21 protein-coding genes are annotated in these 21,810 nt (G+C 72.8%); 8 read left to right on the forward strand and 13 right to left on the reverse strand.

Annotated elements, in window-relative coordinates; translation table 11 throughout:
• Positions 1 to 157: 157 nt before the first annotated feature.
• From ACIPYS_RS28755 to ACIPYS_RS28785, 7 genes are all read right to left on the reverse strand, one after another.
• Positions 158 to 712, reverse strand: a complete 555-nt coding sequence (locus ACIPYS_RS28755) for a papain-like cysteine protease family protein (RefSeq protein ID WP_400751350.1) — start codon at positions 710 to 712, stop codon at positions 158 to 160.
• 160 nt (positions 713 to 872) lie between these two features.
• The gene (locus tag ACIPYS_RS28760; RefSeq protein WP_400751353.1) at positions 873 to 2,069 is read right to left on the reverse strand and encodes a hypothetical protein; all 1,197 of its coding nucleotides are present in this window, start codon (positions 2,067 to 2,069) and stop codon (positions 873 to 875) included.
• Between the two features lie 191 nt (positions 2,070 to 2,260).
• Complete coding sequence (locus tag ACIPYS_RS28765; protein WP_400751356.1) at positions 2,261 to 2,896, reverse strand: ATP-binding protein; 636 nt, start codon at positions 2,894 to 2,896, stop codon at positions 2,261 to 2,263.
• 217 nt (positions 2,897 to 3,113) lie between these two features.
• Positions 3,114 to 4,142 carry a PucR family transcriptional regulator gene (locus ACIPYS_RS28770; protein WP_400751359.1) on the reverse strand — a complete coding sequence of 343 codons (1,029 nt, stop codon included), beginning with the start codon at positions 4,140 to 4,142 and terminating at the stop codon, positions 3,114 to 3,116.
• A gap of 12 nt (positions 4,143 to 4,154) precedes the next feature.
• Entirely contained in the window at positions 4,155 to 4,535 is a 381-nt protein-coding gene (locus tag ACIPYS_RS28775; protein WP_400751363.1) for a WhiB family transcriptional regulator, read from the reverse strand.
• A 353-nt stretch (positions 4,536 to 4,888) separates the two neighbouring features.
• Positions 4,889 to 5,749, reverse strand: coding sequence for a hypothetical protein (locus tag ACIPYS_RS28780; protein WP_400751366.1), 861 nt, complete (start codon positions 5,747 to 5,749; stop codon positions 4,889 to 4,891).
• Positions 5,750 to 6,148: 399 nt separating this feature from the next.
• Positions 6,149 to 7,657, reverse strand: a complete 1,509-nt coding sequence (locus tag ACIPYS_RS28785) for a hypothetical protein (RefSeq protein WP_400751368.1) — start codon at positions 7,655 to 7,657, stop codon at positions 6,149 to 6,151.
• 285 nt (positions 7,658 to 7,942) lie between these two features.
• Between ACIPYS_RS28785 and ACIPYS_RS28790 the strand changes: the two genes are divergently transcribed.
• Positions 7,943 to 9,271: a helix-turn-helix transcriptional regulator gene (locus ACIPYS_RS28790; protein WP_400751371.1), complete on the forward strand. Its 1,329-nt coding sequence runs from the start codon at positions 7,943 to 7,945 to the stop codon at positions 9,269 to 9,271.
• A gap of 27 nt (positions 9,272 to 9,298) precedes the next feature.
• Here the strand turns inward: ACIPYS_RS28790 and ACIPYS_RS28795 are convergent, their stop codons facing one another.
• Together ACIPYS_RS28795 and ACIPYS_RS28800 are read right to left on the reverse strand one after the other, a co-directional pair.
• Complete coding sequence (locus ACIPYS_RS28795) at positions 9,299 to 10,447, reverse strand: hypothetical protein (RefSeq protein ID WP_400751374.1); 1,149 nt, start codon at positions 10,445 to 10,447, stop codon at positions 9,299 to 9,301.
• A 565-nt stretch (positions 10,448 to 11,012) separates the two neighbouring features.
• Positions 11,013 to 11,840: an SAM-dependent methyltransferase gene (locus tag ACIPYS_RS28800; protein WP_400751377.1), complete on the reverse strand. Its 828-nt coding sequence runs from the start codon at positions 11,838 to 11,840 to the stop codon at positions 11,013 to 11,015.
• Positions 11,841 to 12,257: 417 nt separating this feature from the next.
• Between ACIPYS_RS28800 and ACIPYS_RS28805 the strand changes: the two genes are divergently transcribed.
• Complete coding sequence (locus ACIPYS_RS28805; protein WP_400751380.1) at positions 12,258 to 12,818, forward strand: sigma factor-like helix-turn-helix DNA-binding protein; 561 nt, start codon at positions 12,258 to 12,260, stop codon at positions 12,816 to 12,818.
• Positions 12,815 to 13,555, forward strand: a complete 741-nt coding sequence (locus ACIPYS_RS28810) for a hypothetical protein (protein ID WP_400751383.1) — start codon at positions 12,815 to 12,817, stop codon at positions 13,553 to 13,555. The genes ACIPYS_RS28805 and ACIPYS_RS28810 overlap by 4 nt, the downstream gene beginning before the upstream one ends.
• A gap of 39 nt (positions 13,556 to 13,594) precedes the next feature.
• On the opposite strand, the gene ACIPYS_RS28815 is transcribed toward ACIPYS_RS28810, so the two are convergent.
• Both ACIPYS_RS28815 and ACIPYS_RS28820 read right to left on the reverse strand, forming a co-directional pair.
• Entirely contained in the window at positions 13,595 to 14,029 is a 435-nt protein-coding gene (locus tag ACIPYS_RS28815; protein WP_093864073.1) for a VOC family protein, read from the reverse strand.
• A 110-nt stretch (positions 14,030 to 14,139) separates the two neighbouring features.
• Positions 14,140 to 14,718 carry a TetR/AcrR family transcriptional regulator gene (locus ACIPYS_RS28820; RefSeq protein ID WP_400751387.1) on the reverse strand — a complete coding sequence of 193 codons (579 nt, stop codon included), beginning with the start codon at positions 14,716 to 14,718 and terminating at the stop codon, positions 14,140 to 14,142.
• Between the two features lie 95 nt (positions 14,719 to 14,813).
• On the opposite strand from ACIPYS_RS28820, the gene ACIPYS_RS28825 reads away from it, so the two are divergent.
• From ACIPYS_RS28825 to ACIPYS_RS28835, 3 genes are all read left to right on the forward strand, one after another.
• Complete coding sequence (locus ACIPYS_RS28825) at positions 14,814 to 16,409, forward strand: MDR family MFS transporter (RefSeq protein WP_400751390.1); 1,596 nt, start codon at positions 14,814 to 14,816, stop codon at positions 16,407 to 16,409.
• Positions 16,410 to 16,474: 65 nt separating this feature from the next.
• A complete protein-coding gene (locus tag ACIPYS_RS28830; protein WP_400751393.1) occupies positions 16,475 to 17,137 on the forward strand; it encodes an SGNH/GDSL hydrolase family protein in 663 nt (220 codons plus the stop codon).
• Between the two features lie 123 nt (positions 17,138 to 17,260).
• A complete protein-coding gene (locus ACIPYS_RS28835; protein ID WP_400751396.1) occupies positions 17,261 to 18,364 on the forward strand; it encodes a methyltransferase in 1,104 nt (367 codons plus the stop codon).
• 69 nt (positions 18,365 to 18,433) lie between these two features.
• Here the strand turns inward: ACIPYS_RS28835 and ACIPYS_RS28840 are convergent, their stop codons facing one another.
• Complete coding sequence (locus tag ACIPYS_RS28840; RefSeq protein WP_400751399.1) at positions 18,434 to 18,790, reverse strand: VOC family protein; 357 nt, start codon at positions 18,788 to 18,790, stop codon at positions 18,434 to 18,436.
• A gap of 482 nt (positions 18,791 to 19,272) precedes the next feature.
• On the opposite strand from ACIPYS_RS28840, the gene ACIPYS_RS28845 reads away from it, so the two are divergent.
• Both ACIPYS_RS28845 and ACIPYS_RS28850 read left to right on the forward strand, forming a co-directional pair.
• The gene (locus tag ACIPYS_RS28845; protein ID WP_159425193.1) at positions 19,273 to 19,695 is read left to right on the forward strand and encodes a hypothetical protein; all 423 of its coding nucleotides are present in this window, start codon (positions 19,273 to 19,275) and stop codon (positions 19,693 to 19,695) included.
• Positions 19,696 to 19,851: 156 nt separating this feature from the next.
• Entirely contained in the window at positions 19,852 to 20,823 is a 972-nt protein-coding gene (locus tag ACIPYS_RS28850; RefSeq protein ID WP_400751403.1) for a hypothetical protein, read from the forward strand.
• Positions 20,824 to 20,947: 124 nt separating this feature from the next.
• Here the strand turns inward: ACIPYS_RS28850 and ACIPYS_RS28855 are convergent, their stop codons facing one another.
• Positions 20,948 to 21,610: a hypothetical protein gene (locus ACIPYS_RS28855; protein WP_093864065.1), complete on the reverse strand. Its 663-nt coding sequence runs from the start codon at positions 21,608 to 21,610 to the stop codon at positions 20,948 to 20,950.
• Between the last annotated feature and the right edge of the window lie 200 nt (positions 21,611 to 21,810).

Here is a 21,810-nt window from a genome sequence, read left to right on the forward strand (position 1 = left end):
GGGGGGTGGGGGGTGGGTGGGTGGGGGGGGGGGGGGGGGGGCGGGGGCCGGGGGGGGGGGGCCCGGCCGCGGGGGGGGGGGGGGGCCCCCCCCCGGCCCCCCCCCCCCCCCCCCCCGCGACCGGGGGTTGCTCACGGCGACAGCCGGGAGCGACCCGTCAACGGGTGACGCCGATGAGGGACCGCACCCAGGTGAAGGTCTCGTTCTCCCGGTACCGCCGGTACTCCATCGTCCGGTGCCGCTCGGCGTCCGGGTCCGGGTCGCTGAAGATCAGGTGGTCGTCCCAGTAACCGTGGACGACAAGGGCGTGCGCGCCGCCGGCCGCCAGGTTCACCCTGGTCAGCACCGGTCGCCCGGCGTCGATCTCCTCCTTGACCAGGTCGAGGTCGAGGGGGCCTTCGACGATGAGACCGGGCTCGAGACCGAGCCCGCGAAGCCCGGCCTGCACGACCTCCATCGGCGCGCTCGTGTCGGGGCAGGTCGCCCAGTTGTACTCCGGTCCGGCGGCCAGCGCACAGTAGTCCGCCTGCGTCACGTCCGTTCCGGCGCCGAAGTACTGGGCGATACTCAGGCCCGCGGCCGCCCAGCACCAGTTCCGCCGCTCCTGCACCAGCTGAGCGAACGCGAGCTCCTTCGCGTCCTCGACCGCCTCCTCGGCCTCCGGCGCCTCCTCGCACTCGATCGCCATCGTGTCCTCGGACTCGTTCGGCATGGTTCCCCTTCCCTTCGCTCGCGGTTCCGTGGGGTTCTGCTGTGTGTTCCGATCGTCCGGGCGTCCGGAGTCCCGCCCCAGCAGATGTGGTGAAATGCCATATTTCTGACGTTGTCGTACGTCGACGGCGCACCGACGGGCGTGCGTCCGACGAGGGGTCTCAGGACACCGTCTGTGGGTTGTTGAGCCGGCGCTCGACGGCGACGATCGGCCCGGGCTGTCCGGCCTTGCGCAGGACGTCGACCAGGTCGGCGCCCAATTGCCTCCCCTGGGGCCAGCTCAGGTCGAGCTGGAACCAGCTGGCCTGGGCGTTTCGCAGGGCCAGCTGGAGCGGTTCGGCCGACGGCCGGCACCAGGTGGTGCGGTTCCGAGCGGTGCTGATCCACAGTTGGGCGGCACGGGCCACGTCGCCGCTCTCCATCGCGATCGAGGCCTGGGCCTCCAGGACGTCACCCATGGGCATGGAGTGCGAACCGTGGCTCCGGATGATCTGGTGTTCCCAGAGCGAGGCCAGCCTCGACGCCTCGGTCCGCCGACCGTCCCGCATGGCCTGCGCGAGAGCCGAGCGGTAGTCGTCCACCACAGTGGCGGGGCCGGAGGCCCGGGAGCCGGGAAGTCGCGGTGACACCACCGCCGGGTCGGGCAGGAGACGGTCCAGCTGCCGGCCGGGCGTCGCGGGAACATCCGGCGCGGCGGCGGGCAGGGTGCCACCGAACACCACGGTGCCGGGGCCGGGACCGGACTCCGCCAGGGCCCGGGTGTGCAGTTGCCCCAGCGTTTCGGTTCCGGGCGCCGAGGCGAGTCTGGTCAGGGCCTTGGTGTAGGCGGGGACCGTCCAGGCGCTTCGGCGGTCGGGCCTGGCGACGGTCCCCCAGCGGTCGACATGGGCCGGGAGCTGCAGGTCGTTGGGGTGGAGGTTCCCGCAGGACGCATGACCGAGCAGGTCCACCACCACCCGGGTGGTGCCGGGCCTGCGGCCGGCGAGTTCCAGGTCGATCCACTGCCAGGGCAGCGCGGTGGTCCGCGTGTTGCCCTCCGTGGTCTTGGCCAGCCGCAGGTGGATCTGCCGATGCTTGCGCTCCCGGGCGATCTGGCCGCAGATGTAGATCAGGAGCGGTCCTTCGGTGATGGCTGCGGCGTGGACACGGGCCAGCACCGACTGGGGCTCCCCGGGGTTGACGACCTGGGTGACGTCGACGGGGCCGGGACAGTCGGGGAGCAGCCGTGCGATCGGGACCGAGGCCATCGCGGCGACTCCGAGCTCGGGGTCGAACCGTTGGTGGCGCTCGTTCGCAGCGGTCGCGAGGAGGAGGATGTGACCCCTGCTTTCGCGGTACGCGGCGGTCACCACGGACACCCGCCGGTCCCGCGTACGGCAGTCGACCGGGAACCGTGAGCCGCCGGTCGCCGGGGCGGCCGGGGGACGGGCCCCGAGGCGCGACTCGACCAACGAGTCGTGTGAGTACTGGACATGACGGTACGTCGTCCTTCCGTGAGGAATCGGGAAGAGCCCCGGCCGCCGCTCCGCGTCCGGTCGGAGCGACAGGCTCAGGTCGAGCCGGCCGGAACCGGCCGCGGAGCAGGGCCGGGGGTGGTGAGTTCGAACCAGACCCGCTTGCCCGACCCCCGGGGCTCCACGCCCCAGCCGTCGGCCAGCGCCTCGACCAGCATCAGCCCGCGCCCGGAGGAGGCCTGCTCCCCCGGCGTGCGGCGGGTCGGCCGGAGGTCCGACTCGTCCTCGACCTCGACCCGCAGCCGGGCCCGACCGCCGGCCGCGGCCGGCTCCCGGTAGAGCCGGGCGGTGAACATCGCGTCCCGGTCGGTGTGCCGGATCGCATTGGTGACCAGCTCCGAGGAGAGCAGCTCCGCGGTGTCGATCAGCTCGGCGACACCCCACCGGCGCAGCGCGTCCCGCAGCTCCGCCCGGACCTCCGCGATCCGCGCCAGATCGCCCCGTCCGATCCGGCCGCGCAGTACGGCCCCGGCCGGTCCGGCCCCGGGCACGGCGACGGGTCCGTCCGCCGCGGAGCCGGGTCCGCGGGTGGACGGGCACCGGGACTTCCCACTGACGGCGGCGCTGCCCGCGGCCGCCGTTCCGAGCGGGTCGGACCGGTACTCGAGGCCCGTGCGGTGGTCGTACGGGCGGCCGGCCGGCAGGCCCTCGAGCCGGTCGGTGTCCTGCATGAGCCTGGTGATGAGTACAAGATCGAGAGAACATCCGAGCACGATTTCCACGAACCCGGGCGTCAAGCCAGTCACGGTGTCTCCAGGTGGGGTACTTGGGAACCTCTACGACGTTGCAAGGCGTTGCGTCTTCGACCGGGTGGTGGTCCCCGAGGGGGACGACCGACCACTCCGGGTGCACGGTGGGCGCGTCGTACGGCCGCCCGGTCCCGCCGGCTCACTGCCGGGCGAGGCCGCTCCTCCGCAGGGCGGGGGCCAGCCGGTGGATGCGCAGGGCGATCTCCAGATCGAGCCTCGTCCGCGGGTCGTACAGCGCCGGACCGAACAGCTTCTCCAGTTTGCGGACCCGGTACCGGACGGTCTGCGGGTGGACACCGAGCGCCTTCGCGGTGGCGGAGGGCCCTCCTGCCGCGAGCCAGGCGGTGAGGGTCTCGCCCAGCTGGGTGCGCTGGTGGTAGGTCAGCCCCTCCAACGGTTTGAGGAGCCTTTCGCGGGCGTATCCGGCGAGGGCCTCGTCCTGGAGGAGCAGCAGGGTGGAGAGGTGGTCCTCGACGTACACGGCGCCGGCCCCGGACGGTTGGTGGGTCCGGCGGTAGCCGAAGAGCCGCCGGGCCCAGCGGAGCGAGGATCCCGCGTCGCCGAGGGCCACCACGGGGCTGACGACGGCCAGGCGGCCGTCGAGGACGTGGTGGAGGACCGAGGCCCCCCGGTGGGCGGGTTCGGGGACCAGGATGTTGAGCTCGCCGGGGGCGGCGGGGACCACCAGGGCCTCCGGAGGAACCACTCGAGGCAGACCTCGGCCCTCCGCCATGGCGACCAGCTGCACCTCCTTCGGGAGACCGGGCCAGCCGATCACGGTGGCGAGGGAGCGGACGGCATCCGTCGAAACGGCGATCCGACCGGTCAGGGCGTCGAACAGGAAGCGGCGGGCCTGTGGCTGGCCGACGGTGTTCTGGTCCAAGGGCTGCAGGAGCGGGGGGCGCGGATCCGCTCCGCCCGCGCCGGCTAACTCGTCCGCGGTACCCGACACTCCGCCTTCCGGCCAGCCGTTCTCCAAGGAGGTGACGAGTGCCTGCCGGACCGCCTCCCAGCGCTCCTCCGTCGCGGGGCGCAGTTCAGCCGGTTCCTCCCGCCTCTGGTGTTCCACGATCTCCATCAGGCTTCTGACAAAGGACTCGATGGCGCCCTGGAGAGACCGGTCGATCCCCCGGGGCGGACAGTGGAGCTGGGTAGTCGGTTCGTTCATGGTGCGACCTCTTCATGATGGTTGTGCGTTGTCCGCGGGCCGTTCCGACCGGTCCACGGCGAACTCCGGTGCGGCTGCGATCTGGCGTTCGATCGCGCGGGCCAGTTCCCGCGGCAGCCGGGTGCCCTGAACACGGAGCCGGATAAGTTCGCGACGTTGTGCAGCCGTAGTGCCGCCGACGACTCCGTTCTGCTCGGAGATTCCGTGTGCGATCTGACGCTCCAGGCACACCTCGCGGACCCGTGGACCGCATCGGGCGCAGAACGCCAGGGCCCGGCGTTCCTCCGCTCCCGGCCGCAGGACATTGCGGCTCTCGTGGTGGGGGAAGAAGGTATGCAGGGGGATACCGGTGCACGGCTTTCCTTCCGAATTCGGCGCCACTCCGCTGGCCACAGGCATTCCTCGTCTTCAACTCGGGACCCGTCGGGCCGGCCGCGCGGTTCCATGGAATTCGACCGGGCGTGGCGCCCGGAGTCTTCCGTACCGGCCGGGACGAAGGTCGTGGTCCTGCTCCGATGTCGATCAAAGCAATAGCTGCATTCGCATTCGTGGCCGACCTGTCCGAATCAGGGACCGGAGGGCGCGGGGGAGCCGCTATCTTTTCCGGCTCCGGGCACAGTTTTTCGCACGCCACTGCGGAGGTGATTTCATTTCGGGTACTCGGCCCACCTAAGCGTAGGTCGGCGGCTGCGCCCCCGGTGAGTGTTCATCCGATTTGTACAAGGCGAAAACGGCGAGGCATTTCGTCATGACAACGGGTGAGGCGGACAGCCGGTGTCCCGGTCACGCCGCGCGGCGTGCGCAGCCCGCCGCAGCACCCGGGCGTCCGAGGCACGCCCGGTCCGCTCGTGCAGTCGCGCGAGGCCCGCCAGCCCGGCCCCGACGACCGACGGCACGCCCGCGGCAGCTGCGGCCCGCACCGCCAACAGGTACTGGTCCTCCTCCGCGGCGGGCTGCCCCAGGGTCTCGTAGATGCGCGCACCGAGTGCAGCCACCCGCGAAACGAGGAGCAGCAGGAGCCGGTCCGCGGCGCGACCACCGCCGTCGCGGCCGGCCAGTACGGCGGCGAGGAGGCGGAGCTCCGCCGCCACGACGGGGCACAGCGCATCGGCGCCCGTCCCGTCGAGCATGCCCTCGAGCACCTCGACCCTCCTCCCCAGGGCGGCCACCACGCCCGGCATCGGCGGATGCTCCCGGCGGGCCTCGACGGGCGCCACGAGGGCGCCGAGGGCGCGGGCGACGAAGGAGACGAGCTCCGGGCCCGTCACCACAGGACCGCGGCCCGCCGGGAAGCGGGCCGACCGCGAGTCCCCCTCCAGACTCCGGAGGACTTCGACCATGCTCGGCCGGGTCCAGGGCAGCGTGGACATCACCGCACGCCGGGCGGCGGGGTGGAGCCAGCACGGCCACCCGACACGGTCCACCTCGCGCGGCGACACCCGATGGATCCGAGCGATGGCGAGCTGACTGGAACGATCGGGGTCGACCCGGCCGTTCTCCCAGCGGGAGATCTTCTCCGGCCGTGCCGCGAGGTGGCCGTATCCCAGTGCGGCGTGCGTCCGCGCCACCAGTTCGGCGTAGTCGGTCTGCGTCAGGCCGAGGCTCACGCGGAGGATCAGCAGCGGGTGGCGCGCTCCCGCGGGAGCGCGGGAGCGTTCCCGCCGGGGTCCGGCCGGCCCGGTACCGCCCTCGGGCGCCGGCACCGGGCCGGCGTCGCGGCTCTCGTGCCCGTGCGACACGGACCTGTCCCCCGTCGCCCCGCGATCTCCGTCACGGGGGCTCACCGGGCCGGGACTGCCGCGCCGGAAGCATGTTCCGCCGACACCCGCCAGGGGGCGCCCCTGGGGCGGCGGCGGACCGGTGGTCGGTCGAGCACGACCTCCCTGGGCCTGTGTCGCGGCGGAACCGCGGAAGCACGGAACAGCGTCGGAAGGTGCCGCGTCATACAGGTGTCACCCTTCTTCAGGACAGCTCATCGTCCTTACCCCCCAAGGATGTTAGGGATTTCAGATCAGCCGTTGCATGACAATCCCTGGTCGAGGCACGCCGGAGGCAACCTTCTCCCGCCGGTTCGCGGACGGCTTCGGGTGCCGTGCCGTCCGAGCCGCCCCGGAGAGGTCCGCCAGATGCTCGAGCACCCGCCTGACAGCGGGCTCCCGCACATAGGGGGCGAGCCGCCGACGGTACTGGAGGGCGAGGCCGGGCGGCAGCAGTCCCGTGACATCGACGGCACGCCGGACGGCACGGGCGGCGAGGTCGGTCTCGCCGAGCGCGAGGTACGCGGCGACGGCATCCAGCAACCAGACGGCGGTCCGGGGCGACGGGGCGGCAACCTGGGGCAGCGTCAACGAATCCGCCAGGGTCTCGAAATACGGTCGTGCCCCGTGCGGGGCGCCGAGGAGCAGGGCGGCCCGGCCACGAGCAACCGTCACCGCCTGCTCGTGCACGACGATTCCGGGCCACGCGTCCGGAGTCGGCGTTGCGGCACGACGCGCCGCGGCATGACTCACGGCCGCCCGACCCAGGGCCTCCGTCGCGCCGGCGGCGCTGCCCTGCCGGGCCAGGGCAAGTGCCTCGGCCATCGACAGGACGGTCCCGGTACCCGGAGCCGGCGCCCGGTCGGCAGTCCGCGCCGCGCGGATCAACGCCAACGCGTCGGCCGGGTCCCCGGCGACAAGATGACTGTGGGCGATCCTGGCGAAAGCAACCGCGACGACCACGGGCTCACCCGCCGCGGCAGCCGCCCTGACGGCCGCGAGGCCGTGCCGCTCGGCGCGGGTCTCCTCACCCAGGGCGCTGCTCAACCAGGAACAGAGCAGCGCGGTGCGGGCTGCGAGGCAGAGAAGCCGGCGGAACTCCGGCGAGTCCGGTCCGCGGACGCCGAGCAACTGAACGACGAGGCGGTGTTCGGCGTGAGCCGCCTTGTAGAGCTCCGCCACCGGGAAAAGAGTGCCGCTCTCCTGTCGTTCGAGCGAAGCGACCCTGGCCTCGCACCAGTGCACCTGCTCGGCGGCGGGAGATCCGGCATCGTAGCAGGGGGTACGGTCGGGCGTCGCCAACTGCTCCAGGGCCGAGCGGACTTGGAGATCGAGGGCGGATCCGCGCAGGAGGAGCGCCGGGGCGCACGGCCCCGTCGGCAGGTGGAGCGAACTCCGCAGGGCGAGTTCCGCACCTGCTTCGCTGTAGCGCTGGCCCAGGAGCACGGCGTCGCCCACGGCCACGTCCAGCCAGTGCGGCCAGCCGAGCCGGCGCACTTCGTCCGACGCGATCCCGTGGATGTGGGCCATCGCGAGCTGCGCGGTGCGCTCCGGGACGGTCCGCCCGGACTCCCAACGGGAGACCTTCTCCCTACGGGCAGCCATCTGACCGAGGCCCAGCTCGGCGTGGGTCCGGGCGACGAGGGTGGCGTAGGCGGGGTGGGAGAGCCCCTTCGCGGTGCGAAGCAGGGTGAGCGGGTGTGGCATGGATTCAGTCTCGGAATGTCTAGGGCTGGTGCGGGGAGCGTGAATTCGCATCGGGAGCGGATATTAGAAGGGTCCATGCATAAATCGCCATGCGACGAGGCACCCCCGGAGGCATGGGCCGCAGTGGGCACCAGCAGGGCGGCCGACTCCGCACCCTCCCGGAAGAGAACTCCACTGTCGGTGCGTACCTCAACGAAGCCTTCGGCAGAAGGTCGCGGGAGGTGCTTCCGGGGTGCCTCGGCCTGTAGCACCGCCTGGACCGGCCGCGTACGATTCGACCCCGCTCCCCCATGATCACCCACTTGTGTCACGTCTCGACCGGTAAGGTGCGATAGATTGCCCCACCCTCTTGCCCAGCTGCGGACCGCACTCGGACTGGCGCAGCACGAGTACGCCGACCTCGTCGCGCGAACCCACCACGACCTCGGCCTCGGCCGAACAGCCGCCCGCCGGGAGAAGGTCTCCCGTTGGGAGTCGGGCCGCATCGTCCCCGAGTTCACCGCACAATTGGCGATAGCCCACATCCACGGCGTCCCGGCCCGTGAGATCCACCTGCGGGACTGGCCGCACTGGCTCCGCCTGGCAGCCGGCACCGGCGCGGTGCTCGACCGGCGGACCGTTTACGGCGGCGGCCCGCCCGGACACCGGACCGACACACCGGAACCACCCGTCCGCTTCCTCACCGGGCCGGCACTCCACGCCCGGCTGCGCGCCGCACTCACCGCCGCCTCCGAGTGCCGCTCCGAAACGGCCGTCGAGTACGACACCGACGACGAGGACGAACGGCTCGCCTGGATCGAAGCCAGAACCTCGGCGCTCGAGCAGCAACTCAACGGCACCCTGATCCCGGCCACGCACCTGTACGCCACCGCCCGCGCCGAACACAGGCTGGCACTCCACCTCCACCGCCGTGCCCCCTCTCCCAGCACCTCGACCCTGGTCGCCCGAACCGCGTTGATCTGTGGGCGGCTCGGTCACGCCCTCTGCGCCGAGGCCGCCGCCGAGCGGTACGCGCTGACGGCGATCCGCGCCGCCGCGGCGGCGCAGGACACCACGCTGCTCGCCGGCGCCCTGGAGCAGTTGGGAGCCCGCCACACCCATCTGGGAGACCCGGAGGAAGCCCTGCTGATCGTCAGTGCCGGCCACAACGCGGCTCGGGACTGTCCGCCGCCCACAGCCGCCTTTCTGCACTGCGTCGGGGCCATGGCCCTCGCCCGTCAAGGCCGGGCCGTCGAGGCCGTCCGCTCCTTGGACCTGGCGACCTCCGTCCTGGCGGACGCCTACCATCGGGTCAGCCCCGGGGACCGTCTCGATCCCGTCGTCGGGAGACGCGCACTCACCGCCGCCCACGGCAAGACCTGGCTCTACCTCGGCCGCCCTGCCCGGGCCGCACAGTACTTCGACGCACTGGCCCAGCCGACGGAAGCGGCACCGGAGAAGGGACCGTTGCCCACCATCGGCCGGTGGTTGCTGCCCGGCGTGACGGCCCAGCTCGCGCTCGGAGCACTCGACCAGGCCGCGCAGATGGTCCACTTCACCGTTGACGTCATGGGCGAGATGGGACCGGACCTGAGCCTCCGCTACCGCCGGCTGCTCGCCCCGCACCGTCGCGAACCACTCATCGGAGCCGCCCTCGACCACCTGCGCGACACCGGTCCCGCCTGATGGGGCGCGCGGCCGACCGCGTCGGCTTCAGGCGCCGAGATCCGCCCACAGACCCCGGACGATCCGCTCCCGACGGTGCCCGGCGAACTGCGCCTTGACCTGACGGGTGAGCGGCTCGGGAAGCCACCCGAAGAGGTCCAGGGCCCTGCGGACCTGCCACACCGCCACATCCAGGTCGCCGACCTGGATGTGCGCCCGGACCAACGGCTGCAGGAGCCAGACCGGAACCCGGAACGGCGAGGCCGGGATGTCGCGCACCAGGACGTCGTCGAACTCCCGAACGGCGAGGCGCGGTTCCTCCAACTGGAGCCACGTCAGTGCCTTGTTGACGCCCAGCCAATTCCTGTCGACGTCACGGATGACGGCGAGGGTCGGCCGTCGGTCCGCGGACTGCTCCGCGAGCGCCGCGTCGGCCCGTTCCATGGAGCGGATCGCGGCCGAGCGTTCACCGAGCTGGGCCCACATCCGCGCTTCGCGCGATCCGGTCACGATCCGCAGCGGACCGGGCTCCGGCCAGACCGAGCGCGAGGCCCGCAGGAGCAGCCGGGCATCCTGCGTGGCACCGGCTCGCAGGCGACCGCCGGCGAGATGGGACAACTGGATCGCCAGGAACTCGGCCGCCCCCAGTGGGGCCGTCGACCGCGTTGCTTCGAACAGGTACGCCTCGGCGCGGCCACGGTCGTCGACGGCCGCGGCGAGCCGCCCGCACAGGTCCGCCGTCCGCGCGTGGACCGCGGCTACTCCCGGCCGGTCGGCCGCCGATCGGTCGAGACGGGAAAGAAGCGTCCGGACCAGAGCGAGATCCCCCTCCACCGCGGACAGCAGCACCGTCGGTCCGACGTCGAGGCGCAGCGCCTCGGCGGCCACGACCCGGGCATGGATCTGCGCGGCGAGCCCCTCGGGAACCGCCGGCATCGGCGCGGGCGTCACCCTCGCCACGAGCCGGCGCAGGTAGGCGGCCAACGAGGCGCCGGAGAGCGTGGCGCTACCGCAGCGGGTGGACCGGTGGTTCGCGGCCCCGTCGGCAGTCCGGCCCGGTAACCAACGGGGCCAGCCCAGGCGCAGGACCTCCGCGAACGGGACGGCGTGGAGCTCCGCCATCGCCCGTTGCGTGGCGAGGTCGGGCACGACTCTTCCCGACTCCCAGCGGGCGACCTTCTCCCGTCGGGCGGCCATCCGCCCGTTTCCCTGCACCGCCCTTCTGTCACTGACCAGTTGGGCATAGGTCGATTGGGAGAGGCCGAGGCCGGAGCGGAGCGCTGCAAGTGGATGCCGTGTCATGGGGGGTGGTCACCAGTCTCGTCCGGGGGCGGCAGGGCAGAGGTCCTGCCGGTGACAGAACGGAATCGTAGGGATCACCCGCGAAGCACGGCCCCCGACGAACCATCGGAGGCACATCCGAGGCACTGCTCCCCCTCCGTAGTGCCTCCACCGCGCCGTTCTCATCACCGTCGTACGTGAAGAGGCCTACGAGAACTCCGAGTTCACCCAAGTAGTGGATCCCGCACCCACCGTGGCCCAGGCTCCCGATCAGTGGACCCACCAGTGGACCCACCGCCCGTACCGCCGGGCGGAGCCTTCCCGAGCCGACGGAGTGAGAACATGCCGAATGTCGTGCCCCTGCGGGAGTTCGTCCTCGACCGGCCCCGAAGCGCCGCTGGGACCGGATGCGACTCCCGCGGCAGTCCTCGGCTGCACCGTGAACCTCGTGCTGATCCGCCGGCGGCGCCCGGGCGGGCGGTCAGGGCTTGACGGCCACCCCGGCGTAGGCGGACGCCTCGGCGTCGGTGGCCCCGGGTCCGGGGTCGGTGGGCTCCGGGCGCCAGCGCCGAGTGGCCACCAGGCCGGGCGGAAGGAACTCCCAGCCGTCGAAGAAGCGCGCGATCTCCTCCCGGGTGCGCATGCGGACCGGAGTGCCGTTGGCACCGTAGATCCGGGCCACCCGCTCCGCCTCCGCAGGCGCGAACTCGGGGGTTCCGTGGCTGATGACGAGCGCGCTGCCCGGGGCGAGGGCGGCCTTCAGCTGCTCGACGACGCTCCGCGCCTCCCGGTCGTCCGGCACGAAGTGCAACAGCGCCACCAGACTGAGCACGACGGGCCGGGCCAGGTCGAGAATGTCGTGGAGTTCGTCGGACTCCAGCACTGCCTTCGGGTCGAGCACATCACCCTCGAGGTAGGCGGTGCGCCCGGCGGGGTCGGAGTGCAGCAGCGCTTGGGCGTGGGCCAGGACGATCGGGTCGTTGTCGGTGTACAGCACGCGGGCGCCGGGGTTCACACCCTGGGCGATCTCGTGGAGGTTGGGACTGGTGGGGATGCCGGTGCCGATGTCCAGGAACTGCCCGAATCCCCGAGCCGCGAGCAGCCGGATGGAACGATGCATGAACGCCCGGTTGATCCGCGCCGCCAGCGCCGCCCAGGGGAAGACCGCCAGCGCCTGGCCGGCCGCCTCGCGGTCGGGCGCGAAGTTCGTGGTGCCGCCCAGGTAGTAGTCGTACATCCGGGCCGAGTGTGCCCGGTGCAGTTGCAGATCGACCTGGACACCGTCGTCGCGTTCGCCGTCTGTTGCCATCCCGCCCCCTGGTCGGTCTGCCGGAACGCCGTGCCGACCACTCACGCCGACCACTCACGCCGTCCGCTGTGCGCCCGGGCGTGCCACAGGCACGCCGCCCCTCCGCCCACAGCCTGCCCTCGCCCGTGGCCGGGCAACCGGGGAACGCCCGAAAGCGCCTCCGGCGTTCGGGACCGCACCGGCCGCGTTCGACAGTGGAAACCCGGTCACAGTCGTAGTCGTACTACTACTCTGGGTCAGTATTGTTGCCGGCTCCTTTGCACGCAGGGGCCCCGGCTGCGCTTGCATGTCCCACGGGGACTCGCAGTTCCCGTTCCTCACGCCCGGCGGCCCGGCCGCCGCGACCACGGGGAGGACGACATGACGATCGACCGGCCGACACCGCGCCTCGCGGGCGGATCCAGGGGAGAACAGGCGATGAACGACAGCAGCGCACCGGACGGTGCCCGTTTGCGACTCACCTACGAAGCGTTCTGCAGGACACACGAACGCGCCTGGCGGGGCTTCGCCCGCACCCAGGTAGGCGCGCACCAGGACGCGGCCGAGCTCGTCGTCGCCGACATGAAGCGCCACCTCCACCGCAACTGGGAGCTGGCGCTCCGCCAGGAGATCCCCGCGGCCTACGCCTGGCGCCTTCTCAAGGAGCACATCGGGTCCTGGCTGGACACCCAGGCCCAGCCCACCGCCGTACAGACCGCCGCCCTCGACGCCGTGATATCCGGCTTCTGCCGACGAGCGCGGTGGAGCCTGGAGAACCTGCCCGAGCAACTCGGCCTGCTGAGCGCCATCCTCGCCCTCCCCGAACGCCAACGGGACATCGTGGTCCTCACCTACTGCCTCGACCTCGACGACGACGAGGCCGCGGCGTACCTCAGCACGCCCGCCACGACCCTGCGGTCCAACCGCCGTCACGCGCGCCGCAGGCTCGCCGCCGCGATCGGGCGGCCCGACCTCGCCGAGAAGGAGGTGGAGGCGTGAAGCACCGCCCCGACGGTGGCGGCCTCGCCGCCTGGCTCGGCCATCCGCTTCCCGACACCGCGTCGGGCCGGGGAACGGAACGGCCACTCGGTAACGGCACAGGCACCGGGCCGACCGCCGGGCCCGCGGAGGTGTTCACCGGCACCGCGGCGGTGCCACCCGCCCGGCCGCCCGAGGTCACCGCCGCGCCGCGGCCGTTCCCCTCCGCCCACGAGCAGGCGGCCCACGAGCTCGGGCTGGCCACCGCACTGGTTCTCAACGACCCGCGGGCAGGTTCCTCACTGGAGCTGCTGGTCAACGACCCTCACGTCCACCCCGAGGGTGCGCTCGTCCTGGGCTGTCTGCTCTCCGTCACCGACCGGATCCAGGCCGCGCAGTTCTGGTGGCAGTTCGCGGCCGGATCGGGCAGCACGACCGCCGCGTACCTCCTGCACCTGTACCACCAGCGACTCGGGGAGACCCGCGACGCCGCCTACTGGCGGTCCCAGGCCGAGGACCTCGCGAACACTCGTGGCGGCGGGGCCCGCCCCGGCCCCGCCGTGACCCCGCTGCTGCCGGAGCGGGTCCGGCACGACCTCCTGGTCCGCTGTCACCACGGCCTCCGGCCGCGGCTGCCCCCGCGACTCGAAGCGGTGATCAACGGACTCGCCGTCGACAGCGACGACGAGGACTTCGGCGAGGTCCCCCAGCCGTCCCGGGCACTCGTCGGCAACCTCGCGGCCGGCCGGCGGACTTGACGCGCCTCGGCGGCGGGAACCGGCCGGCGGCCGGGCAGGTCAGTCGAGACAGAACTCGTTGCCCTCGACGTCCTGCATCACGAGGCAGGACTCGTTGAAGCCGTCGGCGCGCAGCAGGCGGAGGCGGGTACCGCCGAGGGCCTCCAGGCGGGCGCACTCGGCCTCGAGGGCGGCGACGCGCTCCTCGCCGACGAGGCCGGTGCCGACGCGGACGTCGAGGTGCAGCCGGTTCTTGACGACCTTGCCCTCGGGAACGCGCTGGAAGTAGAGGCGCGGGCCCACGCGCTCGGGGTCCTGCGCGACGAAGCCGGCGCCCTGGCGCTCGGTCGGCAGGGTGCGGTCGTGATCGGCCCAGGAGGCGAAGCCCTCCGGCGGTGGCGGGACCACGTAGCCCAGCACCTCGCACCAGAACCGCGCGACCCGTTCGGGTTCCGCGCAGTCGAAGGTGATCTGGACCTGCTTGACCGATGCCATCCGTCCTCCGTCGCACTCGCCGTCCGCCGGGGACAGTCCCGGCGGGTTGTTCACGGCGCGTGAGCATGCCACAGGGGCGGGATCGGCTCAAAGGGTTTTCGGACGGTCCGTCAGCGGACCAGGACCAGGGGGAGGAAGACCGTGTCCACGATCTCCTCGAGGGCCTCGTCGGGGACGGGGGCGTAGGTCGTCAGGATGTCGTGGCGCAGCAGGTCGAAGGGGAGCGACTTGAGGCGAGGGGTGAGGTGTTCGGGCTGGACCTCGCCGCGGGCAGCGGCGCGGGCGAAGAGTTCGTCGAGGGCTTCGGCGCGGCCGGTCACCAGGGGGTCGCGCAGGTCGGCCGGGTTGGTGCCGGTCTCGCGGTGGAAGTCGGCCAGGCGCAGGTTCATCACCGTGACGAGGCGGACCCGGGCCGGGGAGTTGAGTTCGCGCAGCAGGGCGAGCACGTCGCCGCGCAGGGTTCCGGTGTCGGCGTGGAGGAGCGGGACCACCTTGAGCGTGTGGGCGACGGCGGCGCGGACGAGCTCCTCGCGATTGGCCCAGCGGCGGTAGAGCACGGGCGGGCTGGTGCCCGCGCGCTTGACGACGGCGTCCATGGTGAAGCGCGCGTAGCCGTGGTCCGCGAGTTCTTCCCAGGCGGCGTCGAGGAGTGCCTTCTCCAGTGCCGGTCCGCGGCGTCGTTCGGCCATGCGCTGCTCCTTTGGAAAGACTTGCCTTTCTTATCCTAGCGGCCTAGCCTGACGACCGTAAGATAGAGCGATGTATCTTAAGGCGGTTGTCACTCATGCCCACTCCCGACCGGGCCGAATCCGCCCGCACGGACCCCGGCCGCGCGGGCGCCGGCACAGCGGACGTCAGCACAGCGGACCCCGGCACCGCACGCGCCGGCACGGCGGACCCCGCCCGGGTCGACCCCGCCGTGTGGCGGACGGCGATCACCCTGATCGTGGGCGCACTCGCCGTCGTCCTGGACACCACGATCGTCAGCGTCGCCCTCGACGACCTCACCAAGGACCTCGCCGCCCCGCTCTCCACCGTCCAGTGGGTGGGCACCGGCTACCTGCTCGCCGTGTTCGTCACCGTCCCGGTGGCCGGCTGGGCCCAGGCGCGGTTCGGCGGGCGGCGGCTGTGGGTCGCGGCCCTCGGTGGATTCCTGCTCGGCTCGCTGCTGAGCGCACTGGCCTGGGACGCGCCCAGCCTGATCGCCTTCCGCGTCCTCCAGGGCGCCGCCGCCGGCGTCATGATGCCGCTGATGGCCACACTGCTCGTACAGGCCGCCGGGGGCCGCAACATCGGCAAGGTCATGGCGATCATCACCGTCCCCACCGCCCTCGGCCCGATCCTCGGTCCGGTACTCGGCGGCCTGATCCTGCACCTCGCCGACTGGCGCTGGCTGTTCCTCGTCAACCTCCCCTTCTGCGCCGTCGGCGCCCGGCTCGCCCTGCGCAACCTGCCCGACGACCGGCCCGGCCCCGGCCGCCCCGGCGCGCCGCTGGACGCGGTCGGCCTGCTCCTGCTCTCCCCCGGCTGCGCCGTACTCGTGTACGGCCTGTCCCGGGTCGAGGGCAGCGCGGGCCTCACCGACGCCGGGGTCCTCGCCCCGCTGGCCGTCGGGCTCGCGCTGGTCGGCGGCTTCGTCGCCCGGGCCCTGACCCGTACCGGCGGCGGCGCCGTCGTCGACGTGCGGCTGTTCCGCCACCGCGCGGTGGCCTCCTCCGCGACCCTGCTGTTCCTCGGCGGCATCTCGCTGTACGGCTCGATGATGCTGCTGCCGCTCTACCTCCAGCAGGTCCGGGGCGAGGACGCGCTCGGGGCCGGGCTGCTGCTGGTCCCGCAGGGCGTCGGCGCACTGCTCGCACGCGGCCTGGCGGGGCGGTACACCGACCGCCTCGGTGCGCGCCGGGTCGCCGTCGCCGCGTTCGCACTCGTCGCCGCGACGACCGTGCCGTTCGCCTTCGTCACCGCCGGGACCGGCGAGGAGCTGCTCCTGGCGGCGCTGTTCGTCCGCGGTCTCGCCCTGGGTGCCGCCATGATCGCGCCGATGGGCGCCGCCTACGTCGGGCTGGAACGCGGGGAGGTTCCCGACGCCAGCATGATCACCCGCCTCGCGCAGCAGCTCGGCGGCTCGGTGGGCATCGCCCTGATCGCCGTCGTCCTCCAGCACGCCACCGCCGGTGCGCACTCCCCCGACGCCCTGGCCGAGGGCTTCGGCACCGCCTTCCGGTGGGCGACGGCCCTCACCGCCGTGGCCGTCCCGCTCTGCCTGCTGCTGCCCGGCCGCCCCGGGCCGGCGGACGGTGCCGCCCCCTCCCCCGCACCCGCCCCCGCGGAGGTCGCAGCGGACGGCGCAGCCGGAGCGGGGGCCGCCACCGAGGTCTGAACCGCTCGTTTCCGGAAACCTTCCTGGCGGGCAGCCGCCCTCCCCCGCCTACCAGAGGAGAAATGATGACGATCACCCTTCGCCCGGGCAGCACCGTGATGTTCACCGGGGACTCCATCACCGACGGCGCGCGTCTCGCGAGCGAGGACGGCCTGGGGTTCGGCTACCCGCCGCGCATCGCGGACGAATGGGGCCGCCGGCATCCCGACCGGCCCGTCACCTGGCTGAACACCGGGATCGCGGGCCACCGGGTGAGCGATCTGGAGGCCCGCTGGCAGGCGGACGTGCTCGACGCGAGGGCGGACGTGGTGTCGGTCCTCGTCGGCGTCAACGACGCGGGGTGGCAGACCACGGCACCGGACGGCCGCCCGGTCCCCGCGGCCGAGTTCGCGGCGGGCTACGACCGGCTGCTCGCCCCGCTGGCCGCGGCGGGCACGGAGCTGATCCTCGTCGAACCGTTCCTCCTCCCGGTCGGCGGCACCTTCCGGGCCGGGCACGCGACCGTCGACGACGAGGTGCGGAAGCTGTGGCGGGCCGATCTGGACCCGAAGATCGAGGCCGTCCGCGAACTCGCCCGCACGTACGGCGCGCGACTGCTGGCCGCGGACGCGATGTTCGCCGAGCTCTCGACGCGGACCGACCCCGAGCAATGGTCGGCCGACGGCGTGCACCCGACGGCGGCCGGCCATGCCGCCCTCGCCTCGGCCTGGCTGCGCCTGGTGCGGTGAGCGGGTTCCGGTGCTCCCCGATTCCGTGGCGGTGGGTGTCGGAACGGTCACCCATGGGCAGCATCCGGGGCGGAACGACCGGGTACGGACGGATCGACCGGGAATCCACCGAAGGAGGACGGCATGCAGCAGAACGACAGCCGGGCGAACGGCGAGCGGGCCGGATCGACAACCGCCGCGGCAGCGGAGGCGGCAGCGGCCGGAGGCGGCGACGAGCCGGAGGAGGCACTGCGGGCCTCGGCCGCCTTCCTCGTCGACGAGGCGCTCGGCTTCCTGTTCCCCGCCGCACTCCGGGCCGCCGCCGAGGTCGGGGTCGCCGACCACCTCGCGGCCGGTCCGGCCCACCCCGCCGACCTGGCCGCCGCGACCGGGACGGACGCCCGCAATCTGCACCGGGTGCTGCGGCTGCTCGCCACCCGGGGCATCGTGACCGAGGACGAACAGGGCCGCTTCGCCCTGACCGGGAGCGGGCAGGCACTGCGGAGCGATGTGCCACACTCCGCGCGGACGGCGATCCGGATGCTGACCGACGGCACCATGTGGGGGCCCGCCGGAGAGCTGACGCACTGTCTGACCGAGGGCGCCACCGCGTTCGAGAAGCTCTTCGGCATGCCGTTCTTCGACCACTTCGCCAAGGACGAGCGCACCGCCGCCGTCTTCCACGTGGGCATGGCGGCGATGTCCGATCCCGAGAACGCCCCGATCGCGGCCGCCTACGACTTCCCCGCGAGCGGGACCGTCGTGGACATCGGCGGCGGCCACGGCGGACTGCTGCTGGAGGTGCTGCGCCGCAACCCCGGCCTGGAGGGCGTGCTCTACGACCGCTCGCACGTCCTCGCGGGGAACCGGCTCGACGCGCACGGCGAGCTCGCGGGCCGCTGGACGCCGCAGGACGGCGACTTCTTCGCCTCCGTGCCGGCGGGCGACGTCCACATGCTCAAGCGGATCACCCACGACTGGGACGACGACAGCTGCGTGACCCTGCTCGGCCACTGCCGGCGCGCCCTGCGACCGGGCGGCCGGGTCCTCGTTCTGGACGCCGTGGTGCCGCCGGGCAACGGACCCCACCAGTCGAAGACGCTGGACCTGATGATGATGGCCTCGCTCACCGGGCGCGAGCGGACCGAGGCCGACTTCGCGGAGCTCTTCGGGCGGGCGGGCCTGCGGCTGTCCCGGGTGATCCCGACCTCGACGGTGCTCTCGGTGGTCGAGGGCGTCGCGGCCTGACCCGACCCGGCGGGCGACGGGAGCGGACCGGGGCCGGCCCGCTCCCGTCCGGCGCGACGCCGGGACGGCTCAGCCGGCGGGCTGCCACAGCTCGATCCGGTTGCCCTCCGGGTCGGTGACCCAGCCGAACCGCCCGACGCCCGCCATCTCCTGCACGTCCTCCGCGACGTCGGCGCCCCCGGCCCGGAGCTGGGCGAGCATCGCGTCGAGGTCGCGGACGCGGAAGTTGAGCATGCTCTGCTGACTGCGGGTGCCGAAGTAGTCGGTGTCGGCCTCGAAGGTCGCGACGACCGTCGGCCCCCGGTCCTGCTGCCACAGGCCGTGCTCGTCGGTGCCCAGGCCCAGGCTCTCGCGGTACCAGGTCATCAGGGCGGCCGGGTCGGCGGCTCGCAGGAAGTATCCGCCGATGCCGAGGACGCGTTCCATGGTGCGGTTCCTGTTCTGTCGGGGTGGGGGCGGTGGCGGCCCATCCTCGCACCGGCGGAGCGGCCGGAGGCCGATGGCCGGCGCCGACGGCGCGTTCCCCCGGCGCCGGAACGGTGAATTCCGCTTCTGGAATCACCGGGAATTCCGCCGCCAGGGAGACCTGAGAATACGTCAGAAGTACTCCTGCAGCGGACCACTCGCGGCGAATGCGGACAGCGGGGAGCATTCGAACGAATCGCCCGCGATCCGGATTGACGGCGTCTCACAATTGGTCCAGACCATTTCTCAAACCCCAGCTCAGCGGCTCGCGGCCGGGTGAGACGTCTCAAAGCCCGCTTCCCCCCTCCATCCGGCCCGGTCGTTCCGGCACAGTCGTTCCTCGTCGGGCGGTGCACAGCCCGGAACCGATCCGGGAAATCCACCGGCGCCCCGACGGCGAAGGCGCGCGGGAATTCCCGAACCACCGATGGAGAGGCATGAACATGAAGAAGAAGATCGCTGCCGGCGTACTCGCCGCGGCCACCCTGGGCTCGGTGCTGCTCGGCGCGTCCGCGCCGGCCTTCGCCAGCAGCGGCGGCTGCGTCAGCGGTGACGCGTGCCTCTACTACAGCCCGAACCTCGCGGGCGCCAAGTTCGGCAAGGGCGAGTTCGGCAACTACGACGGCAACTTCGGTGGTGGCGGCGCCGGCAACGGCCAGCCGGTCCTGAACAACGCCGCCTCGGTGTGGAACATGGACCACTACCACAACCTCCGCGTCCACTACCGCGAGTTCAGCATCCGCGACAGCGGCCCGAGCCAGTTCGTCGCGCACGACCAGTGGGCGAACCTGGGCAATGTGTCCTGGAACGGCGGCTCGATCAACATGCGCAACAACAACCACTCGCAGAGCTGGGAAACCCTCTAGTCAGGGACCGACCCGGGTGCCGGGCTCCGAAGCACCGGAGCCCGGCACCCGGGTCGCACCCGAACCTCCGATCCACCGAACCGGACCGAACCACCCGCCGAACCGCTCGCCCAACCGCCCGCAGCACCGCGCGGGCGGGTGCCCGAGGAGCCTCGCATGACACCCCCGCGCCGCGGCCGCCCGCTGTCGGTCCTGCTGCTGACCGCCGCCCTGACCTCCGCCCTGGCCCTGACCGCCGGCTGCGCCTCCGGTTCCACCGGAACCACCGCCGCGACGCCGCCCGCCACCCTCGCGCCGATGGAGCCGCCGCCGATCGGGGACATCCCCCGGCTGAGCCGGGTGGACGACCGGATCCTGCCCGTCGAGGCCTACCTGCTGAGCGGGGAGCAGTTCCGGCAGCTCGACGCGGCCCAGGGCGTCCTGGTCACCCGGTGCGTACGGGGCTTCGGCCTGGACTACTCCGCACCGGCGCCGACCGCGTCCGGCACGACCCAGACCACCCACCGGTACGACCCGGTCGAGCTCGCCGACGTCTCCGCGAACGGCTACCACTCGCCGGACCCGGACCGCGGCAAGAAGCCCGGCACGGCACCGTCCCTGGGCCCCGACGTCACCACCGTGCTCGGTGCCGGCCTCGGTCCGGACGGCAGGCCCGCCCCCGGCACCGCCGTCGACTACCGCGGCAAGCAACTGCCGTCCGGCGGGTGCATCGCGGACGCGCAGCGGCAGCTGGCCGCGCGCGGCGGCACCGGGCGGGACGCCGACGTCGCGGTGGGGGTCAACTACGAGGGCTTCGAGCGCTCGCGGCAGGACCCGCGGGTCCTGGCCGTCTTCCGGGACTGGTCGCGCTGCATGGCCGAGCGCGGGTACTCCTACGGCACACCCGCGGACGCCCTGAAGGACCCGCGCTGGGGCGCCACCACGACCCCGTCGGCCGAGGAGGTCGCCACCGCCACGGCGGACGTCGAGTGCAAGGAGCGGGTCAACGTGGTGGGCGTCTGGTTCACGGTCGAGTCCGCGTACGAGCAGGAGCTGATCCGGCTGAGGCAGCCGGAGCTCACGGCGGCGAAGGCGGGCAACGACGCGATGCTGGAGCTCGCGAAGTCCGTGACGACCGCGGGCGTCTGAGCCGCAGGCGCACGAGCAACGGGAGCCCGACCGGCGCGTGCGCGAACGTCGTGCGCACGAGCAACGGGAACCGCCGGCCCGGACAAGTCGGGCGACGACGCGTCCGGGCCGGCGGCACGTGCCGTCAGTTGACGTGAACCACCGGGGAGCCCGCCCGGCTGGAGTCGGCCAGCGGGCCGTAGGTCGCCGAGAAGTAGCCCTCGCCGGGACAGAGGCCCGAGCCGCCGCTCTTGACGAAGTGCTCGTTGCGGAAGGCCAGGGTGTGGGTGGCGTTGTCGGAGGTGCCGGTGAAGGCGCCGCTGAGCTGGTAGGTGCAGGTGAGGGTGCCGAACCAGCTGTTCAGCACCGCCGTGGCCTGGATCGGGCCGGCCGCGCCGCCGGCCAGCACGACGGGCCCGCCGCCGAGCGAGAGGGTGTAGGCGAGGTTGCCGACCGTGAGGCTCTTCACCGAGGTGACGCCGGTGACATTGGCCGTGCAGGAGCCGAAGCTCATGCCGGTCAGGGAGGCGGTCGCCGTCCCCGGCGCGTCGGGGTTGGTCAGGGCCCGGGCGGTGAACGGCGAAACGCCGCAGGTCACGCCGGTGGCTCCGGTGGTGGCCGAGTAGAAGGTGGCCTTGGTCCCGGCCGCGAGCGACGCGACCAGGGTGTCGCCCGCGGTCACGGCCGCGCCGGCGGCGTCGCCGGTGGTCAGCACCGCGACGGCGGAGGGGGCGGCGGACGCCGGGACGGCGCCGACGGCCAGGGTCGTGGCGGCCGCGGCCAGGGCAAGGCAGGTGCGGATACGCATGGGGGCCTCGATCTCGGTGGGCTCGGTGGGCCGGGTGGGCTCGGCGAGCTCGGTGGGGGACGACGAGCGGGCATGCTTCCGGGGCCCGGGCAGGGGGCCGAGGTGGGGGATTCCGGGAGCTGACTACGTTGTAGAGCGGTGTCCATGCACCGTCAAGGAGCCGGGCGGGACTTGTTGACGAATCGTCAGCAAGGCGCCGC

The sequence above is a fragment of the Kitasatospora sp. NPDC089913 genome (assembly GCF_044748625.1).
GTDB lineage: Bacteria > Actinomycetota > Actinomycetes > Streptomycetales > Streptomycetaceae > Kitasatospora.

Excerpts from the sequence above, each read along its gene's own strand:
- ACIPYS_RS28755 (WP_400751350.1), bottom strand. The coding sequence starts at position 712 with ATGCCGAACGAGTCCGAGGACACGATGGCGATCGAGTGCGAGGAGGCG.
- ACIPYS_RS28765 (WP_400751356.1), bottom strand. The coding sequence starts at position 2,896 with ATGCAGGACACCGACCGGCTCGAGGGCCTGCCGGCCGGCCGCCCGTAC.
- ACIPYS_RS28770 (WP_400751359.1), bottom strand. The coding sequence starts at position 4,142 with ATGAACGAACCGACTACCCAGCTCCACTGTCCGCCCCGGGGGATCGAC.
- ACIPYS_RS28785 (WP_400751368.1), bottom strand. The coding sequence starts at position 7,657 with ATGCGAATTCACGCTCCCCGCACCAGCCCTAGACATTCCGAGACTGAA.
- ACIPYS_RS28795 (WP_400751374.1), bottom strand. The coding sequence starts at position 10,447 with ATGGCCGCCCGACGGGAGAAGGTCGCCCGCTGGGAGTCGGGAAGAGTC.
- ACIPYS_RS28800 (WP_400751377.1), bottom strand. The coding sequence starts at position 11,840 with ATGGCAACAGACGGCGAACGCGACGACGGTGTCCAGGTCGATCTGCAA.
- ACIPYS_RS28805 (WP_400751380.1), top strand. The coding sequence starts at position 12,258 with ATGAACGACAGCAGCGCACCGGACGGTGCCCGTTTGCGACTCACCTAC.
- ACIPYS_RS28815 (WP_093864073.1), bottom strand. The coding sequence starts at position 14,029 with ATGGCATCGGTCAAGCAGGTCCAGATCACCTTCGACTGCGCGGAACCC.
- ACIPYS_RS28820 (WP_400751387.1), bottom strand. The coding sequence starts at position 14,718 with ATGGCCGAACGACGCCGCGGACCGGCACTGGAGAAGGCACTCCTCGAC.
- ACIPYS_RS28825 (WP_400751390.1), top strand. The coding sequence starts at position 14,814 with ATGCCCACTCCCGACCGGGCCGAATCCGCCCGCACGGACCCCGGCCGC.
- ACIPYS_RS28830 (WP_400751393.1), top strand. The coding sequence starts at position 16,475 with ATGACGATCACCCTTCGCCCGGGCAGCACCGTGATGTTCACCGGGGAC.
- ACIPYS_RS28835 (WP_400751396.1), top strand. The coding sequence starts at position 17,261 with ATGCAGCAGAACGACAGCCGGGCGAACGGCGAGCGGGCCGGATCGACA.
- ACIPYS_RS28840 (WP_400751399.1), bottom strand. The coding sequence starts at position 18,790 with ATGGAACGCGTCCTCGGCATCGGCGGATACTTCCTGCGAGCCGCCGAC.
- ACIPYS_RS28845 (WP_159425193.1), top strand. The coding sequence starts at position 19,273 with ATGAAGAAGAAGATCGCTGCCGGCGTACTCGCCGCGGCCACCCTGGGC.
- ACIPYS_RS28850 (WP_400751403.1), top strand. The coding sequence starts at position 19,852 with ATGACACCCCCGCGCCGCGGCCGCCCGCTGTCGGTCCTGCTGCTGACC.
- ACIPYS_RS28855 (WP_093864065.1), bottom strand. The coding sequence starts at position 21,610 with ATGCGTATCCGCACCTGCCTTGCCCTGGCCGCGGCCGCCACGACCCTG.